This is a genomic window from Mycolicibacterium sp. lyk4-40-TYG-92 (genome assembly GCF_030209435.1).
In the GTDB taxonomy this organism is placed as follows: domain Bacteria; phylum Actinomycetota; class Actinomycetes; order Mycobacteriales; family Mycobacteriaceae; genus Mycobacterium.
On sequence record NZ_JARVRX010000001.1, the window covers coordinates 506,487 to 521,570 of the forward strand.

The following is a 15,084-nucleotide window of genomic DNA, read 5'->3' on the forward strand; positions in this document are numbered from 1 at the left end:
ACATGGTCGGGGGCGGCTTTCGTTTGTCCGCGCTCTGGGGCCCTAAGCCTCGGCCAGCCGCTTCTTCTCCGCCTCGACATCGAAATCTGCCGGCGGCCAAGAAAGATCGAGTTGTTCGAGCGCCTCGATCAGCAACTCGGTGATGGCCAGCCGGGAGTACCACTTGCGGTTGCAGGGCACGACGTGCCAGGGCGCGTAGTCGGTGGAGGTGCGGTCGAGTACGGCTTGGTAGGCCTCCTCGTACTTGGGCCACAACAGCCGTTCGTCGATGTCGCCGGGGTTGTACTTCCAGTACTTGTCGGGCCGATTCAGCCGCTTGGCGAGCCGCTTCTTCTGCTCGTCGAGCGATACGAACATCGCCACCTTGATGATCGTCGTCCCCGCGTCGACGAGTTCGCGCTCGAACGCGTTGATCTCGTCGTACCGGCCTTCCCACGCCGGCGGCGGCACCAGGTTGTGCACCCGGACGATCAGCACGTCCTCGTAGTGGGACCGGTCGAAAACGCCGACGTGACCACCCGGGGGCAGGGCGTTGCGGATCCGCCACAGATAGTGGTGCGACAGCTCTTCCTCCGTCGGCTTGCCGAAGCTGGCATAGCGGATACCTTGCGGATTACCCGCTCCCACAACATGTTTGACAATGCCGCCCTTGCCGGCGGTGTCCATGCCCTGCAACACCAGCAGGATCGAGCGGGTATCGCCGGAGCGGCTGCCCGCGTACAGCATCTCCTGCAGTTCGGCGAACCGCTCGTTGCGTTCGATCTGCAGCTCCGGGGCGTCGGCCTTGCTGCCGCGGAATCCGGGGGTGGCGTCCGGGTCGATGTCGGCGACCCGAAGGCCGGGTTTGAACTCCAGGTGCTTGTGCGGTTCGTGGGTCCACAACGACGGCAGATCGGAGGTCACGCGATCAGTGAAGCAGATGACTCGGCAGGGCCGGGGACGGATGGGGCTGCGAGTTGAACTGCGCGAGTGAGCCGCCCACCTCGACGATGCCGCGCAGTGCACTCCAGGACAGCAGGGTCAGGTAGTCGATGAGCTGCTCAGCGGTCATCCGGCGATTGGACATCCACGAGTGGGTGGCCAGTTGTACACCGCCGACGGTGTGGAACGCGAAGGCGTCGACGCCACCGGTGTCCATACCGGCATGTGCCATCCGGCGGCGCAGCACCACGGCGAGCATCCGCGCGATGATCTTTTCCGAGTCGGCGATGGCCTTGCTCTTGCTCGCCGAGCTGTTGGCGAAGACGAACGGATAGATCTCGGGTTCGGCGGCGACGGTGTCGACGTACACGCGGATGATCTCGCGGGTGAGTTCGAAGCCGTCGAGGTCGGACGACAGCGCTGACGCCATGTTCGGGATCAGCGTGGTTTGCGCAAACCGCATCATCACCGCGGTCGTCAGATCGTTCTTGTCGACGAAGTAGCGGTAGAGCACGGTCTTCGACACGCCGATCTCGGCCGCGATCTCATCCATGCTGACGTTGCTGCCGCGGCGCCGGACGGCTTCGAGGGTGCCGTCGACGAGTTCGTTGCGGCGATCGACCTTGTGTTGGTGCCAGCGTCGTTTACGCCCGTCGGCTTTTGCCGACGAGGGTGCGTTTTGCTGTGCCACGGTCGCAGTAGTCCATTCCGCTAGGTCCGCTTAATAATACGGGGCGACCATGTCGGGCATGCAGGATGATGGAATGGTGGCACACCGACCCAGGCCGGGAACCGAACCTCATCCGAGGCACCAGGCACCCCCCGAACCGCCCGTCAGCCTCGCGGAGTCGTTTGCCGGCGCCGACCAGACTGCCGACGAAGAGCGGCGCCGCAATCTGCGCCGGATGAAAGCGGTCGCGCTGAGCTTCCTGCTCGGCGCGACGGTGCTGTTTGCGGTGTGCACGTGGTTGCAGGCCCGCGGCGGTGCGTACAGCTGGACCGGGCCGTGGGTGGGGTATGTCCGGGCCGCCGCGGAGGCCGGCATGGTCGGCGCGCTGGCCGACTGGTTCGCCGTCACCGCGTTGTTCCGGCATCCGCTGGGCATCCCGATCCCGCACACCGCGATCATCCCGCGCAAGAAGGACCAGCTCGGCGAGGGTCTCGGCACGTTCGTCCGCGAGAACTTCATGTCGCAGGAAGTGGTGGAGACCAAGCTGCGCGACGCCCAGGTGGCCAGCCGGCTGGGTAAGTGGCTGTCGGAGCCGGTGCATGCGGCGCGGGTGGCCGCCGAGGCGTCGACGGTGCTGCGGGTGCTGGTGGAGCTGTTGCGTGACGAAGACGTCCAGCACGTCCTGGACCGGATGATCGTCAAGCGCATCGCCGAACCGCAGTGGGGTCCGCCGATCGGCCGGGTGCTGGAGAGCCTGCTGGCGGAACGACGGCAGGAGGCGCTGCTGCAGCTGCTGGCCGACCGCGCGTTCCAGTGGTCGCTCAACGCCGGCGAGACCATCGAGCGCGTCATCGAGCGGGATTCGCCGACGTGGTCGCCGCGCTGGGTCGACCACCTGGTGGGCGACCGGATTCACCGCGAGCTGATGGATTTCACCGACAAGGTGCGCCGCAACCCCGAGCACGAGTTGCGGATGTCGGCCACCAAGTTCCTCTTCGACTTCGCCGACGATCTGCAGAACGACGAAGGCACCATCGCGCGCGCGGAACGGATCAAGGAACAGATCCTGGCGCGCGACGAGGTGGCCCGCGCGGCGGAGACCGCGTGGAGTACCGCCAAGCGCATCATCCTCGAATCGGTGGACGATCCGTCGTCAGTTTTGCGCACCCGGATTGCAGACTCGGTGGTGCGGATCGGGGAGTCCCTGCGGGACGACGCGGAGCTCCGGGACAAGGTCGACAACTGGCTCGTCAGGGGCGCAAAACACCTTGTTGCGCAGTATGGGACGGAGATCACAGCGATCATCACCGAGACCATCGAGCGCTGGGACGCCGATGAGGCGAGCCGGCGAATCGAGCTCCACGTGGGTCGTGACCTGCAGTTCATCCGCATCAACGGCACCGTCGTCGGCTCGTTGGCGGGCCTCGTCATCTACACCATCGCGGAGCTGTTCGTCTGAAAGTGCTAGCTGGCGCTTGCTAGCGCTTGCAATAGTTAGCACCCCCTCGTACCGTTGTTTTGGTACGGACCGCCAACCAAATGCGGTCGACGGAGACAGGGGCACGACATGGCGCAGGATGCAGATATCGCCGCCGTCATGTCGAATGCAGCCCAGGACATCGGCAGCTTCATCCGCACCCAGCGGGAGGCTGCGCAGGTCTCGGTCCGCCAGCTCGCTGAGAAGGCGGGCGTCAGCAACCCCTACCTGAGCCAGATCGAGCGTGGCCTGCGCAAGCCGTCGGCCGATGTGCTGAACCAGATCGCCAAGGCGCTCAGGGTCTCGGCCGAGGTGCTCTACGTGCGGGCCGGGATTCTCGAGCCCAGCGTTGCCGGCGAGGTGCGTGACGCCATCATCGCCGACCTCTCGATCACCGAGCGGCAGAAGCAGGTGCTGCTCGACATCTACACGTCCTTCCGGCAGCAGAACGATGCCGAGTCCAAACCGCTTCCTGATCAGCCTGAATTGGAAGCCGCCAGTGAGGAGCAGACAACGACGACTGACACTCACCAAGTAGCGAACTGACCAACGCAGTACCCGAGAAAGGAAACAAGACCATGGCAGAGAACAAAGAGATCACCCAGCCCACCATCGAAGACCTGAAGGCCCCCCTGTTCGCCGCCGTCGGCGCCGCGGACCTGGCGCTGGCCACCGTCAACGAGATCGTCGCGAGCCTGCGTGAGCGTGCCGAAGAGGCCCGCACCGATGCCAACGCGCGTGTCGAAGAGGGCCGTGCCCGCCTGACCAAGCTGCAGGAAGAACTGCCGGGCCAGGTTGAGGAGCTGCGCGAGAAGTTCAGCACCGAAGAGCTGCGCAAGGCCGCCGAGGCCTACGCCGAGAACGCTCAGAACACCTACAACAAGCTGGTCGAGCGTGGCGAAGCCGCGCTGGAGCGCCTGCGCACCCAGTCGTCGATCGAGAGCGTCCGCGAGCGCGTCGAGGACGTCCGTGGCCGCGTCGAGAACTACACCGAGCAGGTCACCGAGCTGACCCAGGACGCCCTGGGCAACGTCGCCAGCCAGACCCGCGCCGTCGGTGAGCGCGCCGCCAAGCTGGTCGGCGTCGAGCTGCCCGAGAAGGACGAGGCCCCGGCCAAGCCGGCCAAGAAGGCTGCTCCGGCCAAGACGGCCGCCAAGAAGGCCCCGGCCAAGGCTGCTGCGACCAAGGCCGCCCCGGCCAAGGCCGCTGCCAAGGCTCCGGCCAAGAAGGCCGCTCCGGCCAAGAAGGTCACCCAGAAGTAGTCAGGTTTCCCGGCGCGAGCGAAGCGCCGGGACAGTTAGACGCCAGGGACGTAACCCACATAGGCTGAGGGCGTGTACCTCGGAAGCCTGGTGGGTTACGTCCTTTTCGCATTGCAGATAGCGGTGCTGGCCACGACCGTTTATGCGTTCGTGCATGCCGCCATGCAACGGCCGGACGCCTACACGGCGGTCGACAAACTGACCAAGCCGGTGTGGCTGGCGATCCTGGGCGGCGGCGCCGTCCTGGGCTGGATCATCGGGCCGCCTGTCGGTGCGGCCATCGCCGCCTGCGCCACCGGTGTGTACCTGGTCGATGTGAAGCCCAAACTCCTTGAGGTCCAAGGGAAATCCCGGTAGTCGGTGCGTTCGATCCGGTTCGGGGTGCTGGTTGCCGCGGCATTGACGCTGGCTCCCGCCCCACTGTCCTCAGCTGATCCCATCGACCCCGCCCCACAACCCGTTCCGTCGCCGCCCTACGTCGACCACACCCGGTGGACGCAGTGGGATGGTGCGAAAAGCCTGCAGGTGTACCCGACGTGGGCCGGCCGGCGCGCGTCCGGCCTGGGCGCCACGCAGCCGGGAGACGAGGCCTGGTCCGAGGTACTCAACCTGGCACCTGACGCCGACACCCCCGGCATGCGCGCGCAGTTCATGTGCCACTGGTATTTCGCCGAAGCGGGCGCGCCCGGCAAGACCAGCTGGAATCTCGAGCCGTGGCGCCCGGTGGTCGACGACAACCAGATGGTGAGAACACGTTGCAACCCCGGTGGCGCAGAGGAGCCGTTCTGATGAGTTGGACCCGCCGGCAGGTGGCCGCACTGGTCGACCACACGTTACTCAAGCCGGAGGCGACCGCCGCCGACGTGGCGAGCCTGTGCTGGGAGGCCGCCGATCTGGGCGTGTGCGCCGTCTGTGTGTCGCCGTCGATGCTCGGCGCGGTCGAGGTACCCGAGCGCGTCAAGATCGCCACCGTCGTGGGATTCCCGTCGGGCAAGCATGATTCGCAGATCAAGGCCCGCGAGGCGGCGTTGTCGGTCGTCGGGTCCGACGGCCGGCGCGGTGCCGACGAGGTCGACATGGTGATCGACGTGGGCGCCGCCATCGCCGGCGACATTTCGGCGGTGTTCGCCGACATCACCGCGGTCCGTGGGGCCGCCCCCACGGCGGTGCTGAAGGTGATCGTCGAGTCCGCGGCGCTGCTCACCATGGCCGGCGTGCCGACGCTGGCCGAGGTCTGCCGTGCGGCCGCCGACGCCGGCGCCGATTTCGTGAAGACCTCCACCGGATTCCACCCTGCGGGCGGTGCGTCAGTGCAGGCCGTGGAGATCATGGCCCAGACCGTCCCGGCGCTCGGCATCAAGGCCAGCGGCGGCATCCGTTCGGCCGCGGACGCCGTGGCGATGCTGGACGCCGGCGCCACCAGGCTCGGCCTGTCCGGCACCCGCGCCGTTCTCGACGGGCTCAACTAGCGATTTGTGCACGATTTTCCGCGGTCACCGCGGAAAATCGTGCACCAATCGCTGGGATCAGAGGCCGGAGAAGCAGGTGTCCTGCTGGCCCAGCGGGATGGTCGCGTTCTTGGTGCCGAACTGCGCGGTCACGCCGGTACCGGTCACCTGCAGGCCTTCCGGCCGGATGCCCATCGGGTAATCCTTGGTCAGCTGCGACGCGAACATATCGAGCGCCGGCTGGATCGACTCGCGCGGCAGCAGGAAGCCCAGGCCGGTCAGCTGCTCCACCTTGAGCGAGATGGTGCCGTCGGACAGCGTCGGCTTGGCCACGATCTGGGTCATCGGCGCGTCCAGCACGATGGTGCCCGACGACGGGTCGGTGGTGACGTCGGAGACCAGGCCGCCCAGCACCGGGACGGTGTCGGCGATGGTCTGCTTGATGCCGTCGGCCGACCAGGTGACGGTCGCGTCGAGCGCCCCGATGGTGCCGGCCGACTTGGCCGTCTTCTCGAGCTTGACGTCGTCGATCTTGATCTGGGCCTTCATGCCCTTGGCGAACCGCACCTGGTTGCCGGCCGTGGTCACCGTGATGTGGTCATAGTGCTTGTTGGCGACCTGCCACAGGAACGGGGTCGCGCCGAACTGCACGTCGACCTTGTCCTGGACCACGCACTGGACGGACTGCGACACGACACTGTTGCCGCGGCTACGGGCGTAGAACTCGCCGCCGACGACACCGGCCGCCGACAGCGCCAGCGCGATCACGATGATCAGGATCAATGACATCGGGTCGCGCAGCAGTTCCATGACGCCGCGGCGCTTCTTCGGCGGGTCGGTGGCGGGCACCTGCTGCGGAGCGGGGTACGACGTGGGCGGCACGTCACCGCCATAGGCCGGCGGGGCCGGAGCGTCAGCGCCGTAAGCGGGCGGCACGTCGGCGGCGGCCGGTGCCGGTTGTTCGGTGGCCGTCAGCACCTCGGTCGGCTGGGCACCCGGAGCCTCCGGCGCCTGCGGCGCGGGCTCGGCGGATGGTGCAGCGTCCTCATTGGCGGGGCGGGCCCAGGGGTCAGTCACCCTTGCGATTGTGCCTTACGCGGAATCGTGGTGCGGTTGCGCAGCACGGCGATGGTCTCGCGGGCGCGCTCGACCGCGGCCAGGTCGATGTCGGTGACCAGCAGTTCCGCGTCGAGCCCGGCCTGCACGACGATGTCGCCTGTGGGGGAGGCCACCAGACTGCCGCCGTTGCCGGTCGGTCCCTTCCTGGCAAGTTCGTCACCGGGGTACGGCTGGTCGACCGCGGCGACGACGCAGCTGGTGTCGAGCGCGCGGGCGCGGGCCAGCAGCGTCCACTGGTCCAGCTTGCCCGGGCCCGACCCCCACGACGCGTGGACGGTCAGCACCTTGGCGCCACGCTCTGCGAGCTCGAGGTACAGCTCGGGGAATCGGACGTCGTAACACGTCGTGAGGCCGACGGGAACGGCGCCGTCCGCGGTCGGGACGTCGATCACGACGGGCTCGTAACCCCTTGCCACCGTGCGTGATTCGGCGAATCCGAAGGCGTCGTAGAGGTGGATCTTGTGGTAGTGCGTGTCAAGCCCCGGGCCGGTGGCGAGCAGGGTGTTGGTGACGCGGCCGTCGGTGTCGGCCGGACAGAACATCCCCGCCACCACGGTGACGCCCGCGCGTGCCGCGACGTCCCGCACCGCATCGGCCCACGGGCCCTCGAGCGGTTGCGCCACGGGCGCGAGGGGCACCCCGAACCGGCACATCGTCGCCTCGGGGAAGAGCACGAGGTCGGCACCCGCGTCGGCGGCGCGCGCCGTGTGGTCGGCGACCAGTTCCAGGTTGGCTTCCGGGTCGGTGCCCGCGCCGATCTGGGCCAGTGCGATGCGCATGAGCCCCAGCGTAATCAGCGGGCGCAGGCCAGCGACGGATCCTTGGTCACCGCCATGTGGCGCACGGCGTCGTCGACGCGGTCGGTGGGCAGTTCTCCCGAGTCGACGGCCTGCTGCAGCCGGTCGAGGACTTCCGGCACCTCTTTGGTGGTGATCCACAGCGCGGTGTCGGCGCCGGCCTGCAGGGCTTTGAGCACCGCCTCCGGCACGCTGTAGCGCTGCGTGATGGCGCCCATGCTGGACAGGTCGTCGGTGAACACCGGGCCGTGGAACGGGTGCGCAGGGCCGCCGCCGTAGGTGCCGCGCCGCAGCAGGTCGTAGGCGGCGGGGGACAGGCTCGCCGGATCGCTGTCGGTGAGGCCGGGTACCTGCATGTGGCCGACCATCACGGCGACGGGCTGCTGGGTCGTCAGAGCCTGGTAAGGCACCAGGTCGAGCGTCTCCAGCTGGGCCAGGGGCGGGGTCACGACGCCACCCTGGTGCGAGTCGCCGGAGGCGTGGCCGTGGCCGGGGAAGTGCTTGAGCACCGGCAGCAGGCCGGCGTCACGCAGGCCGTCGGCGTACGCGCCGGCGTAGGCGGTGACGGTGTCGGCGGTGTTGCCCCAGGACCGGTCGCCGATGACGGTGCCGTCGGCCGCGTCCGTGATGTCGACGACCGGCGCGAAGTCGATGGTGATGCCGAGTTCCTTCATCGCCTGGCCGCGGAGCCGGGCGATCTCCCGAACCTGTTCCGGCGTCTTGCCGGCGGCGACGAGCTCGCGCGCCGACGGTTGGCTGCCGATGAGGCCCTTCAGGCGCTGCACCCGGCCGCCCTCCTCGTCGACACTGACCGCGATCGGCAGGGGTCGCGGTTCCTGCGCCAGCGCGGCGAGGGGAGCGCCGAGCATCGAGTAGTCGGTCCAGCTGGTGATGAAGATGCCGCCGACCTCCTGCTGCCGGACGACGGCCTCCGCGTCGGCCAGGTTCTTGACCCCGACCATCAGCAGCTGGGCGAGCTTCTGGCGCACGCTGAGGGCTGTCACGACGGTGTCCAGCCGGCAGGGCACCGGAGGCGGGGCCGCGGCGGGGTGTTCGGGGGCCGGTGGCGGGGCGTCGACGGGCCGCGGCTTGCTCACGACGGCCGCGACGATCAGGGCGACGACGATCACCGCCGCGGCCGAGGCCAGGACGACCGGCGATCGCAGTCGGCTGCGGGGTGACGGCATACGGCGAACCCTATGCGCTCGTCGTCACGGTGTTGGCGCGACGGCCGACCACGGCACGGTCAGGACGCCGTCACGCAGCCGGCGCCGCGGCGGCTCGAGCGGTTGGCCCTCAGCGACCAGCAGGTCGAGCATGGCGCGCCACCGGACACGAGGGCCGAACACCCCGTGTCCGGCCGTGGTGGCCCAGGCACGGTCGGCGTCCTGCAGCAGCTGGTGGATCGGCTGACCCGGAACATTGTGGTGGATAAGCACTTTCGGCAATCGCTCGGCCAGATCGGACGGCCGTTCGATGGCGAAGGGGTCGCACGACAACGTCAGGCTCACCGGTCCGTCGGCGTCGAGCAGGACCCAGCAGCAGCGCCGTCCCAATTCGTCGCAGGTGCCGTCGACCAGCAGCCCGTCCGGTGCCAGCCGGCCCGTCATCTCCGCCCATGCGGCGGGTACGTCGGCGACGTCGTACTGCCGCAAGACATTGAACGCGCGAACCAGAACCGGTGTGTGCCCGGCCAATTCGAAACCGCCGAGACCGAATTCGACGACGTCGCCGGCCAGTTCCCGGGCCAGTCGCACCCGTTCCGGGTGGATCTCCAGGCCGACCACCCGAACGTCGGCCCGGACCGTGCGCAGCCGGGACGCCAGTTCCACGGTGGTCACCGGCAGCGCGCCGTACCCGAGGTCGACGACCACGGGGTCCGGCGCGGCCCGCAGCAGTGCCCGGACGCGCGGCGAGTGCACCAGCCAGCGGTCGCTGCGGCGCAGCCGGTTGTAGCCGGTTGTGCCGCGCGTCGGCTGGCCGACAGGTGCGCCCTGTGGCCGGCCGACGGGCGAATGCATGGGCTGAGTTTATGACCCGGCCGAGGTGGTCTGAGCTGCCGACGGGCGGGTTCACACCCCGCGCGCGGCGATCCAGTCGTTGGTGAATTTCCGCTCCAACTCGATCAGATATCCGAGTTGCTGGCCCAGCAGCGCCTCGAGCTTGCCGCCGACCAGCGGGATGCGGACCTCGACATTCGCCGAGAAGTCCAGTCGTGCACCGTCTCCGGTGGACGTCAGGACACCCTTGCCGGTGATGGTCGCCGGCGCGCCGGGGACGCGGCTGCGCACCGTCCCGACGGCCCGCCCGTCGGTCAATGGGCCCCAATGCTCTTCGCGCACCAGGCTGAGGTCACCGAAGTGGAACTGCGTGATGATGCTGGGCAGGCCCGCGGCGCGCATGGTCTGCGTCGTGGTGATGTCCGTGCCGCCCTGGCCGTCCTCGGCGAACGAGTCGAGCATCGCCACATCGGCACGGCCCTCTGCCAGCCGGTCAAGCCAGTAATCCTTGCTGCAGAACGCGCTGTGCACCTGCGCCACGGTCCCGAGGTATTCGGCAACCATGTCGAAAGAGCGGGCCATACTCGGCACGCTACCGTTAGCGGCCGTGGTCAGTTCGGATATCGGGGGCGCGGCGGTCGACTATGAGGTGCCGCTGGCACCCCTGACCTCGTTCCGGGTCGGACCGGTGGCAGCCCGCCTGATCACCTGCGATACCACCGCGAAGGTGGTCGGCGTCCTCACCGCCCTGCGGGACGACCCGGGTCCGCTGCTGGTGCTGGCCGGCGGGTCGAATGTGCTGGTCGCCGACGATTTGCGCGACCTGACAGTCGTGCTGCTGGCGAACACCGAGGTCACCGTCGAAGGCAACGTGGTGCGGGCCGAGGCCGGTGCGCTGTGGGATGACGTGGTCGTGGCGTCGCTGGCGCACGGGCTCGGTGGCCTGGAATGCCTGTCCGGAATCCCGGGCTCGGCCGGGGCGACACCGGTGCAGAACGTCGGCGCCTACGGCGCCGAGGTCGCCGACACCATCACCCGGGTCCGGCTGTTCGACCGCCGGACGGGCGCCGACAGCTGGGTCGGTCCCGAGACGCTGGATTTCGGTTATCGGCACAGCGTGCTGAAGAACTCCGACCACGCCGTCGTGCTGGAGGTGGAGTTCACCCTGAACCCGGACGGGCTCAGTGCCCCGCTGCGGTACGGCGAACTCGCGTCCCGGCTCGGCGCCGAGGCGGGCACGCGCGTCGACGCGCTGGCGGTCCGCGAGGCCGTCCTGGCGTTGCGGCGCGGCAAGGGCATGGTGTCCGACGCGGCCGACCACGACACCTGGAGCGCCGGATCGTTCTTCACCAACCCCGTCGTCCCGCAGGACGTGTTCGAACGGATCCAGGCCGCGACCGACGGTCCCGTGCCCAATTACCCGGCTCCGAACGGGGTCAAGTTGGCCGCCGGCTGGCTCGTGGAGCAGGCCGGTTTCGGCAAGGGCTACCCCGGTGACGGCGCTGCGGCCAGGCTGTCGACCAAACATGCGCTGGCCCTGACCAACCGGGGATTTGCTGGCAGCGCGGACGTATTAGCGCTGGCCAGGGCCGTTCGGGACGGCGTCAAGGCCGCTTTCGGGATAGATCTCACACCGGAACCGTGCTTAATCGGCTGTTCGCTGTAGGTAAATTCGAACCTGTGAGTGTGAACCGGCGACAGATGCTGACCGCGATTGCCGTCGGCACTTCCGGCGTGCTCGCCGCGTGCTCCGACAAATCGAACGGATCTGGCTCTTCGGCCCCTGCCAAAGAGACCGCGGCGCCCGTCATCACCTACCGTCCCGCCAACGGCGCCACCGACGTGGTGCCGACCAGCAGCATCGGGGTCGACGTCACCGACGGCTGGTTCCAGAAGCTGACCCTCACCAACGGCGACGGCAAGGTCGTCGCCGCGGTGTTCAACAAGGACCGCACGTCGTTCAACACCGCCGAGCCGCTCGGCTTCGGCGCGACGTACACGTTCACCGGTTCCGTCGTCGGCCGTGACGGCAAATCGGTGCCGGTGTCCGCGACGTTCACGACCGTGAACCCGACCAAGCAGGTCAACGGGCAGTTCCAGCTCGCCGACGGGCAGACCGTCGGCATCGCGGCGCCGATCATCCTGCAATTCGACTCGTCGATCAGCGACAAGGCCTCGGTCGAGCGCAACGTCAAGGTCGTCACCGAACCACCGGTCGAGGGCAGTTGGGCCTGGCTGCCCGACGAGCGCGAGGGCGCGCGCATGCACTGGCGTCCCCGCGAGTACTACCCGCCGGGCACCAAGGTCAGCGTCTCGGCGAAGTTGTACGGCGTTCCGTTCGGCGACGACGCCTACGGTGCGCAGGACAGCACGCTCGAGATCAACATCGGCCGGCGCCAGGTGGTCAAGGCCGACGCGACCAGCCACCGCATCCAGGTGATCACCGACGGTGGAGTGCTGTTCGACTTCCCGTGTAGTTACGGCGAGGCCGACAAGCCGCGCAACGTGACGCGCAGCGGCACCCACGTCGTGACCGAGAAGTACGCGGACTTCTGGATGTCCAACCCGGCCGCCGGGTACTCGAACGTCCACGAACGCTGGGCCGTGCGGATCTCCAACAACGGCGAGTTCATCCACGCCAACCCGGCCAGCTCGGGCGCGCAGGGCAACACCAACGTCACCAACGGCTGCATCAACCTGTCGACCGACAACGCCCAGCAGTACTTCCAGACCGCCATCTACGGCGATCCGGTCGAGGTGACGGGCACGTCGATCCAGCTGTCGTACGCCGACGGCGACATCTGGGACTGGGCCGTCGACTGGGACACCTGGCTGTCGATGTCCGCGCTGCCGCGGCCGAACGCCCCGCGGCCGGAGACGTCGATCCCGCAGAGCGCGCCGGCCACCCCGACCGACGCCCCGACGTATTCGGGTACACCGACGACCACGACGACCCCGCCGCCGACGGGTCCGGCCACCACCTCGACCACTCCGTCGACGTCGTCGTCCACCTCGACGACGACATCGACGGCAGCGTCGACTGCGACTTCGACCTCGTCGGCGCCGACGACTACTTCGGCCGGCGGTTAAAGCGGCTGTAGGGCGCCTGGTCGCGCGGCCGCATGACGATCTGGTCCAGATCGACGTGCGGCGGCCGTGACGCCACGAAACCGATGACCTCGGCGACGTCTTCGGCGACCAGTGGCGTGATGCCCTGGTACACCGCGTCAGCGCGCTCGGCATCCCCGTCGAACCGCACCAGGGAGAACTCCGTCTCGACGGCGCCGGGCGCAATCTCGGTGAGCCGCACCGGTTTTCCCAACAGTTCGCCACGCAGCGTGCGGTGCAGGGCGCCCTGGCCGTGCTTGGCGGCGATGTACCCGGCGCCGTTGTCGTACGTCTCCAGCGCCGCGATGGACGTGACGGTGACGACGAGTCCGTCACCCGAGTCGATGAGGGCGGGCAGCAGTGCGCGCGTCACCCGCAGGGTGCCCAGGACGTTGGTCTGCCACATCCAGTCCCAGTGCTCCAGATCGGCCTCCGCGACGGGCGCCAGTCCCTTCGCGCCGCCGGCGTTGTTGATCAGGACGTGCACCGGCCCGATGTCGTCGAGCCGGGCTGCGAGCGCGTCCACCGACGCCTGGTCGGTGACGTCGGTCACAACGGCGGTGCCGCCGATCTCGGCCGCGAGGGCGGTGATCCGATCGGCGCGGCGGGCCGCGCAGACTACGTGAAAGCCAAGGGCGGCAAGGGTTTTCGCGGTAGCGGCGCCGATTCCGGAACTGGCACCGGTGACCACCGCGACGCGCACGGAGCGTTCGTCAGCTGACATGTGACCGACCTTAGTCACTGACCGCACGCTTCATCACGGCCGTTGTGCTGTGCCCTGGGCGTGCTAAGTTTCCTCTCGTGATCATCAGTCAGGCATCCGGCGTCGCTGTGCGGCGTTCGTGTTGTTGTTGTCGCGCTTCGCGCTGCGCCTGACTCACGACACGGATCTCTTCGTCCTAGCTGTCGGCAGGTGTGGCCCCAGGACCCACCAGCCCGACTTCTTCCCTAGGACACCCAAATGCCTGCTCCCATTTCCACCGTCGCCAACCGTCCCGGCGTCCGTGCTGCTGTTCACTCCAATGCCCACGCCAAGCGCACCCTCCTGGCCCGGCACCACATCGTCGCGCCGTCGCTCCGGGTCGCCGACGCGGCCGCCGGCTCGGTCTTCAGTGCGGCCCGGCTGCGCGGCCCCATCGCCCGGGACGTGATCGCGCAGGCCACCGGCCTGAGCATCGCCACGGTGAACCGGCAGGTCACGGCCCTGCTGGACGCCGGCATGCTGCGTGAGCGGGCCGACCTGGCCGTCGCCGGCGCCATCGGCCGTCCGCGCATTCCGGTCGAGGTCAACCACGAACCGTTCCTGACCCTCGGCCTGCACGTCGGCGCCCGCACCACGGCGATCGTCGCGACCGACCTGTTCGGCCGCACCCTCGACGTGGTCGAGACGCCCACTCCGCGCGGCGACCAGAACGCCGCGCTCGCATCGCTGGCCGGCAGCGCGCAGCGCTACCTGAGCCGCTGGCACCGGCGCCGCCCGCTGTGGGTCGGGGTCGCCGCCGGTGGCGTGGTGGACAGCGCCACCGGTCACGTCGACCACCCGCGCCTCGGCTGGGTGGACGCCCCCGTCGGCCCGGTGCTCGCGCAGACGCTGGGGCTGCCGGTGTCGCTGGCGTCGCACGTCGATGCGATGGCCGGCGCCGAACTCCTCCTCGGTGCGCGCCGCTCCGCGGCGGCCGCGGAGTCCGCCACCAGCCTTTATGTGTACGCCCGCGAAACGGTCGGCTATGCGCTGTCGATCGGCGGCAAGGTGCACTCGCCGGTCAGTGGCCCCGGCACCATCTCCGGACTCCCGGCGCACTCCGAACTGCTCGGCGGCAGCGGCCGGCTCGAGACCACCGTGAGTGACGAGGCCGTGCTGGCCGCCGCCCGTAAGCAGCGCATCGTGCCGGCTGACGGGCCGTCGTCGACCATCGCTGCGGTGCTGCGTGCCGCGCGGTCCGGCAACGCCGCGGCCGTCGAGCTGCTGGCCGAGCGGGCCCGCGTGCTCGGTGGCGCGGTGGCGCTGCTGCGCGACCTGCTCAACCCCGATGACCTGGTCGTCGGCGGCCAGGCGTTCTCGGAGTACCCCGAGGGGCTGCCGCTCGTCGAGCAGGCCTTCGCGGAGCGAACGGTGCTGGGCATCAAGGACATTCGCATCACCTCTTTCGGCAACCGCGTGCAGGAAGCCGGTGCCGGAGTGGTCTCGCTCGGCGGCCTGTACGCCGACCCGATCGGCGCCATGCGCCGCGCCCTCCGCGCCGCCTAGCCTCTTCCCGCGAGCCGGCCTGGGGGTACCTCCC

At 68.9% G+C, this 15,084-nt stretch carries 16 protein-coding genes and 1 pseudogene; 9 read left to right on the forward strand and 8 right to left on the reverse strand.

The genetic code is table 11. From position 1 onward, the window contains the following. Positions 1-42 precede the first annotated feature (42 nt). On the reverse strand, positions 43-903 hold the full coding sequence (locus QRN63_RS02465; protein WP_285029056.1) for a polyphosphate kinase 2 family protein: 861 nt from the start codon (positions 901-903) through the stop codon (positions 43-45). A 4-nt stretch (positions 904-907) separates the two neighbouring features. Then, positions 908-1,612: a TetR/AcrR family transcriptional regulator gene (locus QRN63_RS02470; protein WP_267318765.1), complete on the reverse strand. Its 705-nt coding sequence runs from the start codon at positions 1,610-1,612 to the stop codon at positions 908-910. 49 nt (positions 1,613-1,661) lie between these two features. Here QRN63_RS02470 and QRN63_RS02475 point away from each other — a divergent pair, with 49 nt between their 5' ends. The 6 genes from QRN63_RS02475 (at position 1,662) to deoC (ending at position 5,799) form a co-directional block, all read left to right on the forward strand. Next, positions 1,662-3,050, forward strand: coding sequence for a DUF445 domain-containing protein (locus QRN63_RS02475; RefSeq protein ID WP_285029057.1), 1,389 nt, complete (start codon positions 1,662-1,664; stop codon positions 3,048-3,050). A gap of 108 nt (positions 3,051-3,158) precedes the next feature. Continuing rightward, a complete protein-coding gene (locus QRN63_RS02480; protein WP_267318767.1) occupies positions 3,159-3,614 on the forward strand; it encodes a helix-turn-helix domain-containing protein in 456 nt (151 codons plus the stop codon). Between the two features lie 32 nt (positions 3,615-3,646). Beyond that, positions 3,647-4,330: a heparin-binding hemagglutinin gene (locus QRN63_RS02485; RefSeq protein ID WP_267318768.1), complete on the forward strand. Its 684-nt coding sequence runs from the start codon at positions 3,647-3,649 to the stop codon at positions 4,328-4,330. A gap of 72 nt (positions 4,331-4,402) precedes the next feature. Next, complete coding sequence (locus QRN63_RS02490) at positions 4,403-4,687, forward strand: DUF2516 family protein (RefSeq protein ID WP_020101171.1); 285 nt, start codon at positions 4,403-4,405, stop codon at positions 4,685-4,687. A gap of 12 nt (positions 4,688-4,699) precedes the next feature. Then, a complete protein-coding gene (locus tag QRN63_RS02495; RefSeq protein WP_502888081.1) occupies positions 4,700-5,119 on the forward strand; it encodes a DUF2599 domain-containing protein in 420 nt (139 codons plus the stop codon). Beyond that, a complete protein-coding gene (gene deoC / locus QRN63_RS02500; protein WP_285029058.1) occupies positions 5,119-5,799 on the forward strand; it encodes a deoxyribose-phosphate aldolase in 681 nt (226 codons plus the stop codon). Before QRN63_RS02495 ends, deoC begins: the two co-directional genes overlap by 1 nt. A gap of 57 nt (positions 5,800-5,856) precedes the next feature. On the opposite strand, the gene QRN63_RS02505 is transcribed toward deoC, so the two are convergent. Genes QRN63_RS02505 through QRN63_RS02525 form a run of 5 tightly spaced genes read right to left on the reverse strand, consistent with a single transcriptional unit; the run spans position 5,857 to position 10,276 of the window. After that, on the reverse strand, positions 5,857-6,855 hold the full coding sequence (locus QRN63_RS02505; RefSeq protein WP_267318770.1) for an LmeA family phospholipid-binding protein: 999 nt from the start codon (positions 6,853-6,855) through the stop codon (positions 5,857-5,859). Beyond that, positions 6,852-7,676: a carbon-nitrogen hydrolase family protein gene (locus tag QRN63_RS02510; RefSeq protein ID WP_285029059.1), complete on the reverse strand. Its 825-nt coding sequence runs from the start codon at positions 7,674-7,676 to the stop codon at positions 6,852-6,854. The genes QRN63_RS02505 and QRN63_RS02510 overlap by 4 nt, the downstream gene beginning before the upstream one ends. Positions 7,677-7,690: 14 nt before the next feature. Continuing rightward, complete coding sequence (locus QRN63_RS02515; protein ID WP_285029060.1) at positions 7,691-8,881, reverse strand: glycoside hydrolase family 3 N-terminal domain-containing protein; 1,191 nt, start codon at positions 8,879-8,881, stop codon at positions 7,691-7,693. Between the two features lie 24 nt (positions 8,882-8,905). Further along, a complete protein-coding gene (locus QRN63_RS02520) occupies positions 8,906-9,715 on the reverse strand; it encodes a class I SAM-dependent methyltransferase (RefSeq protein ID WP_267318773.1) in 810 nt (269 codons plus the stop codon). A 51-nt stretch (positions 9,716-9,766) separates the two neighbouring features. Beyond that, a complete protein-coding gene (locus QRN63_RS02525; RefSeq protein WP_267318774.1) occupies positions 9,767-10,276 on the reverse strand; it encodes a DUF2505 domain-containing protein in 510 nt (169 codons plus the stop codon). A gap of 25 nt (positions 10,277-10,301) precedes the next feature. Here QRN63_RS02525 and QRN63_RS02530 point away from each other — a divergent pair, with 25 nt between their 5' ends. Together QRN63_RS02530 and QRN63_RS02535 are read left to right on the forward strand one after the other, a co-directional pair. Beyond that, positions 10,302-11,360: a UDP-N-acetylmuramate dehydrogenase gene (locus tag QRN63_RS02530; protein WP_285029061.1), complete on the forward strand. Its 1,059-nt coding sequence runs from the start codon at positions 10,302-10,304 to the stop codon at positions 11,358-11,360. A 35-nt stretch (positions 11,361-11,395) separates the two neighbouring features. After that, positions 11,396-12,682, forward strand: a pseudogene (locus QRN63_RS02535) (L,D-transpeptidase); the annotation flags it as partial. 82 nt (positions 12,683-12,764) lie between these two features. On the opposite strand, the gene QRN63_RS02540 reads toward QRN63_RS02535, so the two are convergent. Next, positions 12,765-13,526 (reverse strand): SDR family NAD(P)-dependent oxidoreductase, encoded by a 762-nt coding sequence (locus QRN63_RS02540; protein WP_285029062.1) that lies wholly within the window; start codon positions 13,524-13,526, stop codon positions 12,765-12,767. A gap of 237 nt (positions 13,527-13,763) precedes the next feature. Between QRN63_RS02540 and QRN63_RS02545 the strand changes: the two genes are divergently transcribed. After that, positions 13,764-15,050 carry an ROK family transcriptional regulator gene (locus QRN63_RS02545; RefSeq protein WP_285029063.1) on the forward strand — a complete coding sequence of 429 codons (1,287 nt, stop codon included), beginning with the start codon at positions 13,764-13,766 and terminating at the stop codon, positions 15,048-15,050. Positions 15,051-15,084: the final 34 nt, after the last annotated feature.

Excerpts from the sequence above, each read along its gene's own strand:
- QRN63_RS02475 (WP_285029057.1), top strand. The coding sequence starts at position 1,662 with ATGTCGGGCATGCAGGATGATGGAATGGTGGCACACCGACCCAGGCCG.
- QRN63_RS02480 (WP_267318767.1), top strand. The coding sequence starts at position 3,159 with ATGGCGCAGGATGCAGATATCGCCGCCGTCATGTCGAATGCAGCCCAG.
- QRN63_RS02485 (WP_267318768.1), top strand. The coding sequence starts at position 3,647 with ATGGCAGAGAACAAAGAGATCACCCAGCCCACCATCGAAGACCTGAAG.
- deoC (WP_285029058.1), top strand. The coding sequence starts at position 5,119 with ATGAGTTGGACCCGCCGGCAGGTGGCCGCACTGGTCGACCACACGTTA.
- QRN63_RS02510 (WP_285029059.1), bottom strand. The coding sequence starts at position 7,676 with ATGCGCATCGCACTGGCCCAGATCGGCGCGGGCACCGACCCGGAAGCC.
- QRN63_RS02515 (WP_285029060.1), bottom strand. The coding sequence starts at position 8,881 with ATGCCGTCACCCCGCAGCCGACTGCGATCGCCGGTCGTCCTGGCCTCG.
- QRN63_RS02520 (WP_267318773.1), bottom strand. The coding sequence starts at position 9,715 with ATGCATTCGCCCGTCGGCCGGCCACAGGGCGCACCTGTCGGCCAGCCG.
- QRN63_RS02525 (WP_267318774.1), bottom strand. The coding sequence starts at position 10,276 with ATGGCCCGCTCTTTCGACATGGTTGCCGAATACCTCGGGACCGTGGCG.
- QRN63_RS02540 (WP_285029062.1), bottom strand. The coding sequence starts at position 13,526 with ATGTCAGCTGACGAACGCTCCGTGCGCGTCGCGGTGGTCACCGGTGCC.
- QRN63_RS02545 (WP_285029063.1), top strand. The coding sequence starts at position 13,764 with ATGCCTGCTCCCATTTCCACCGTCGCCAACCGTCCCGGCGTCCGTGCT.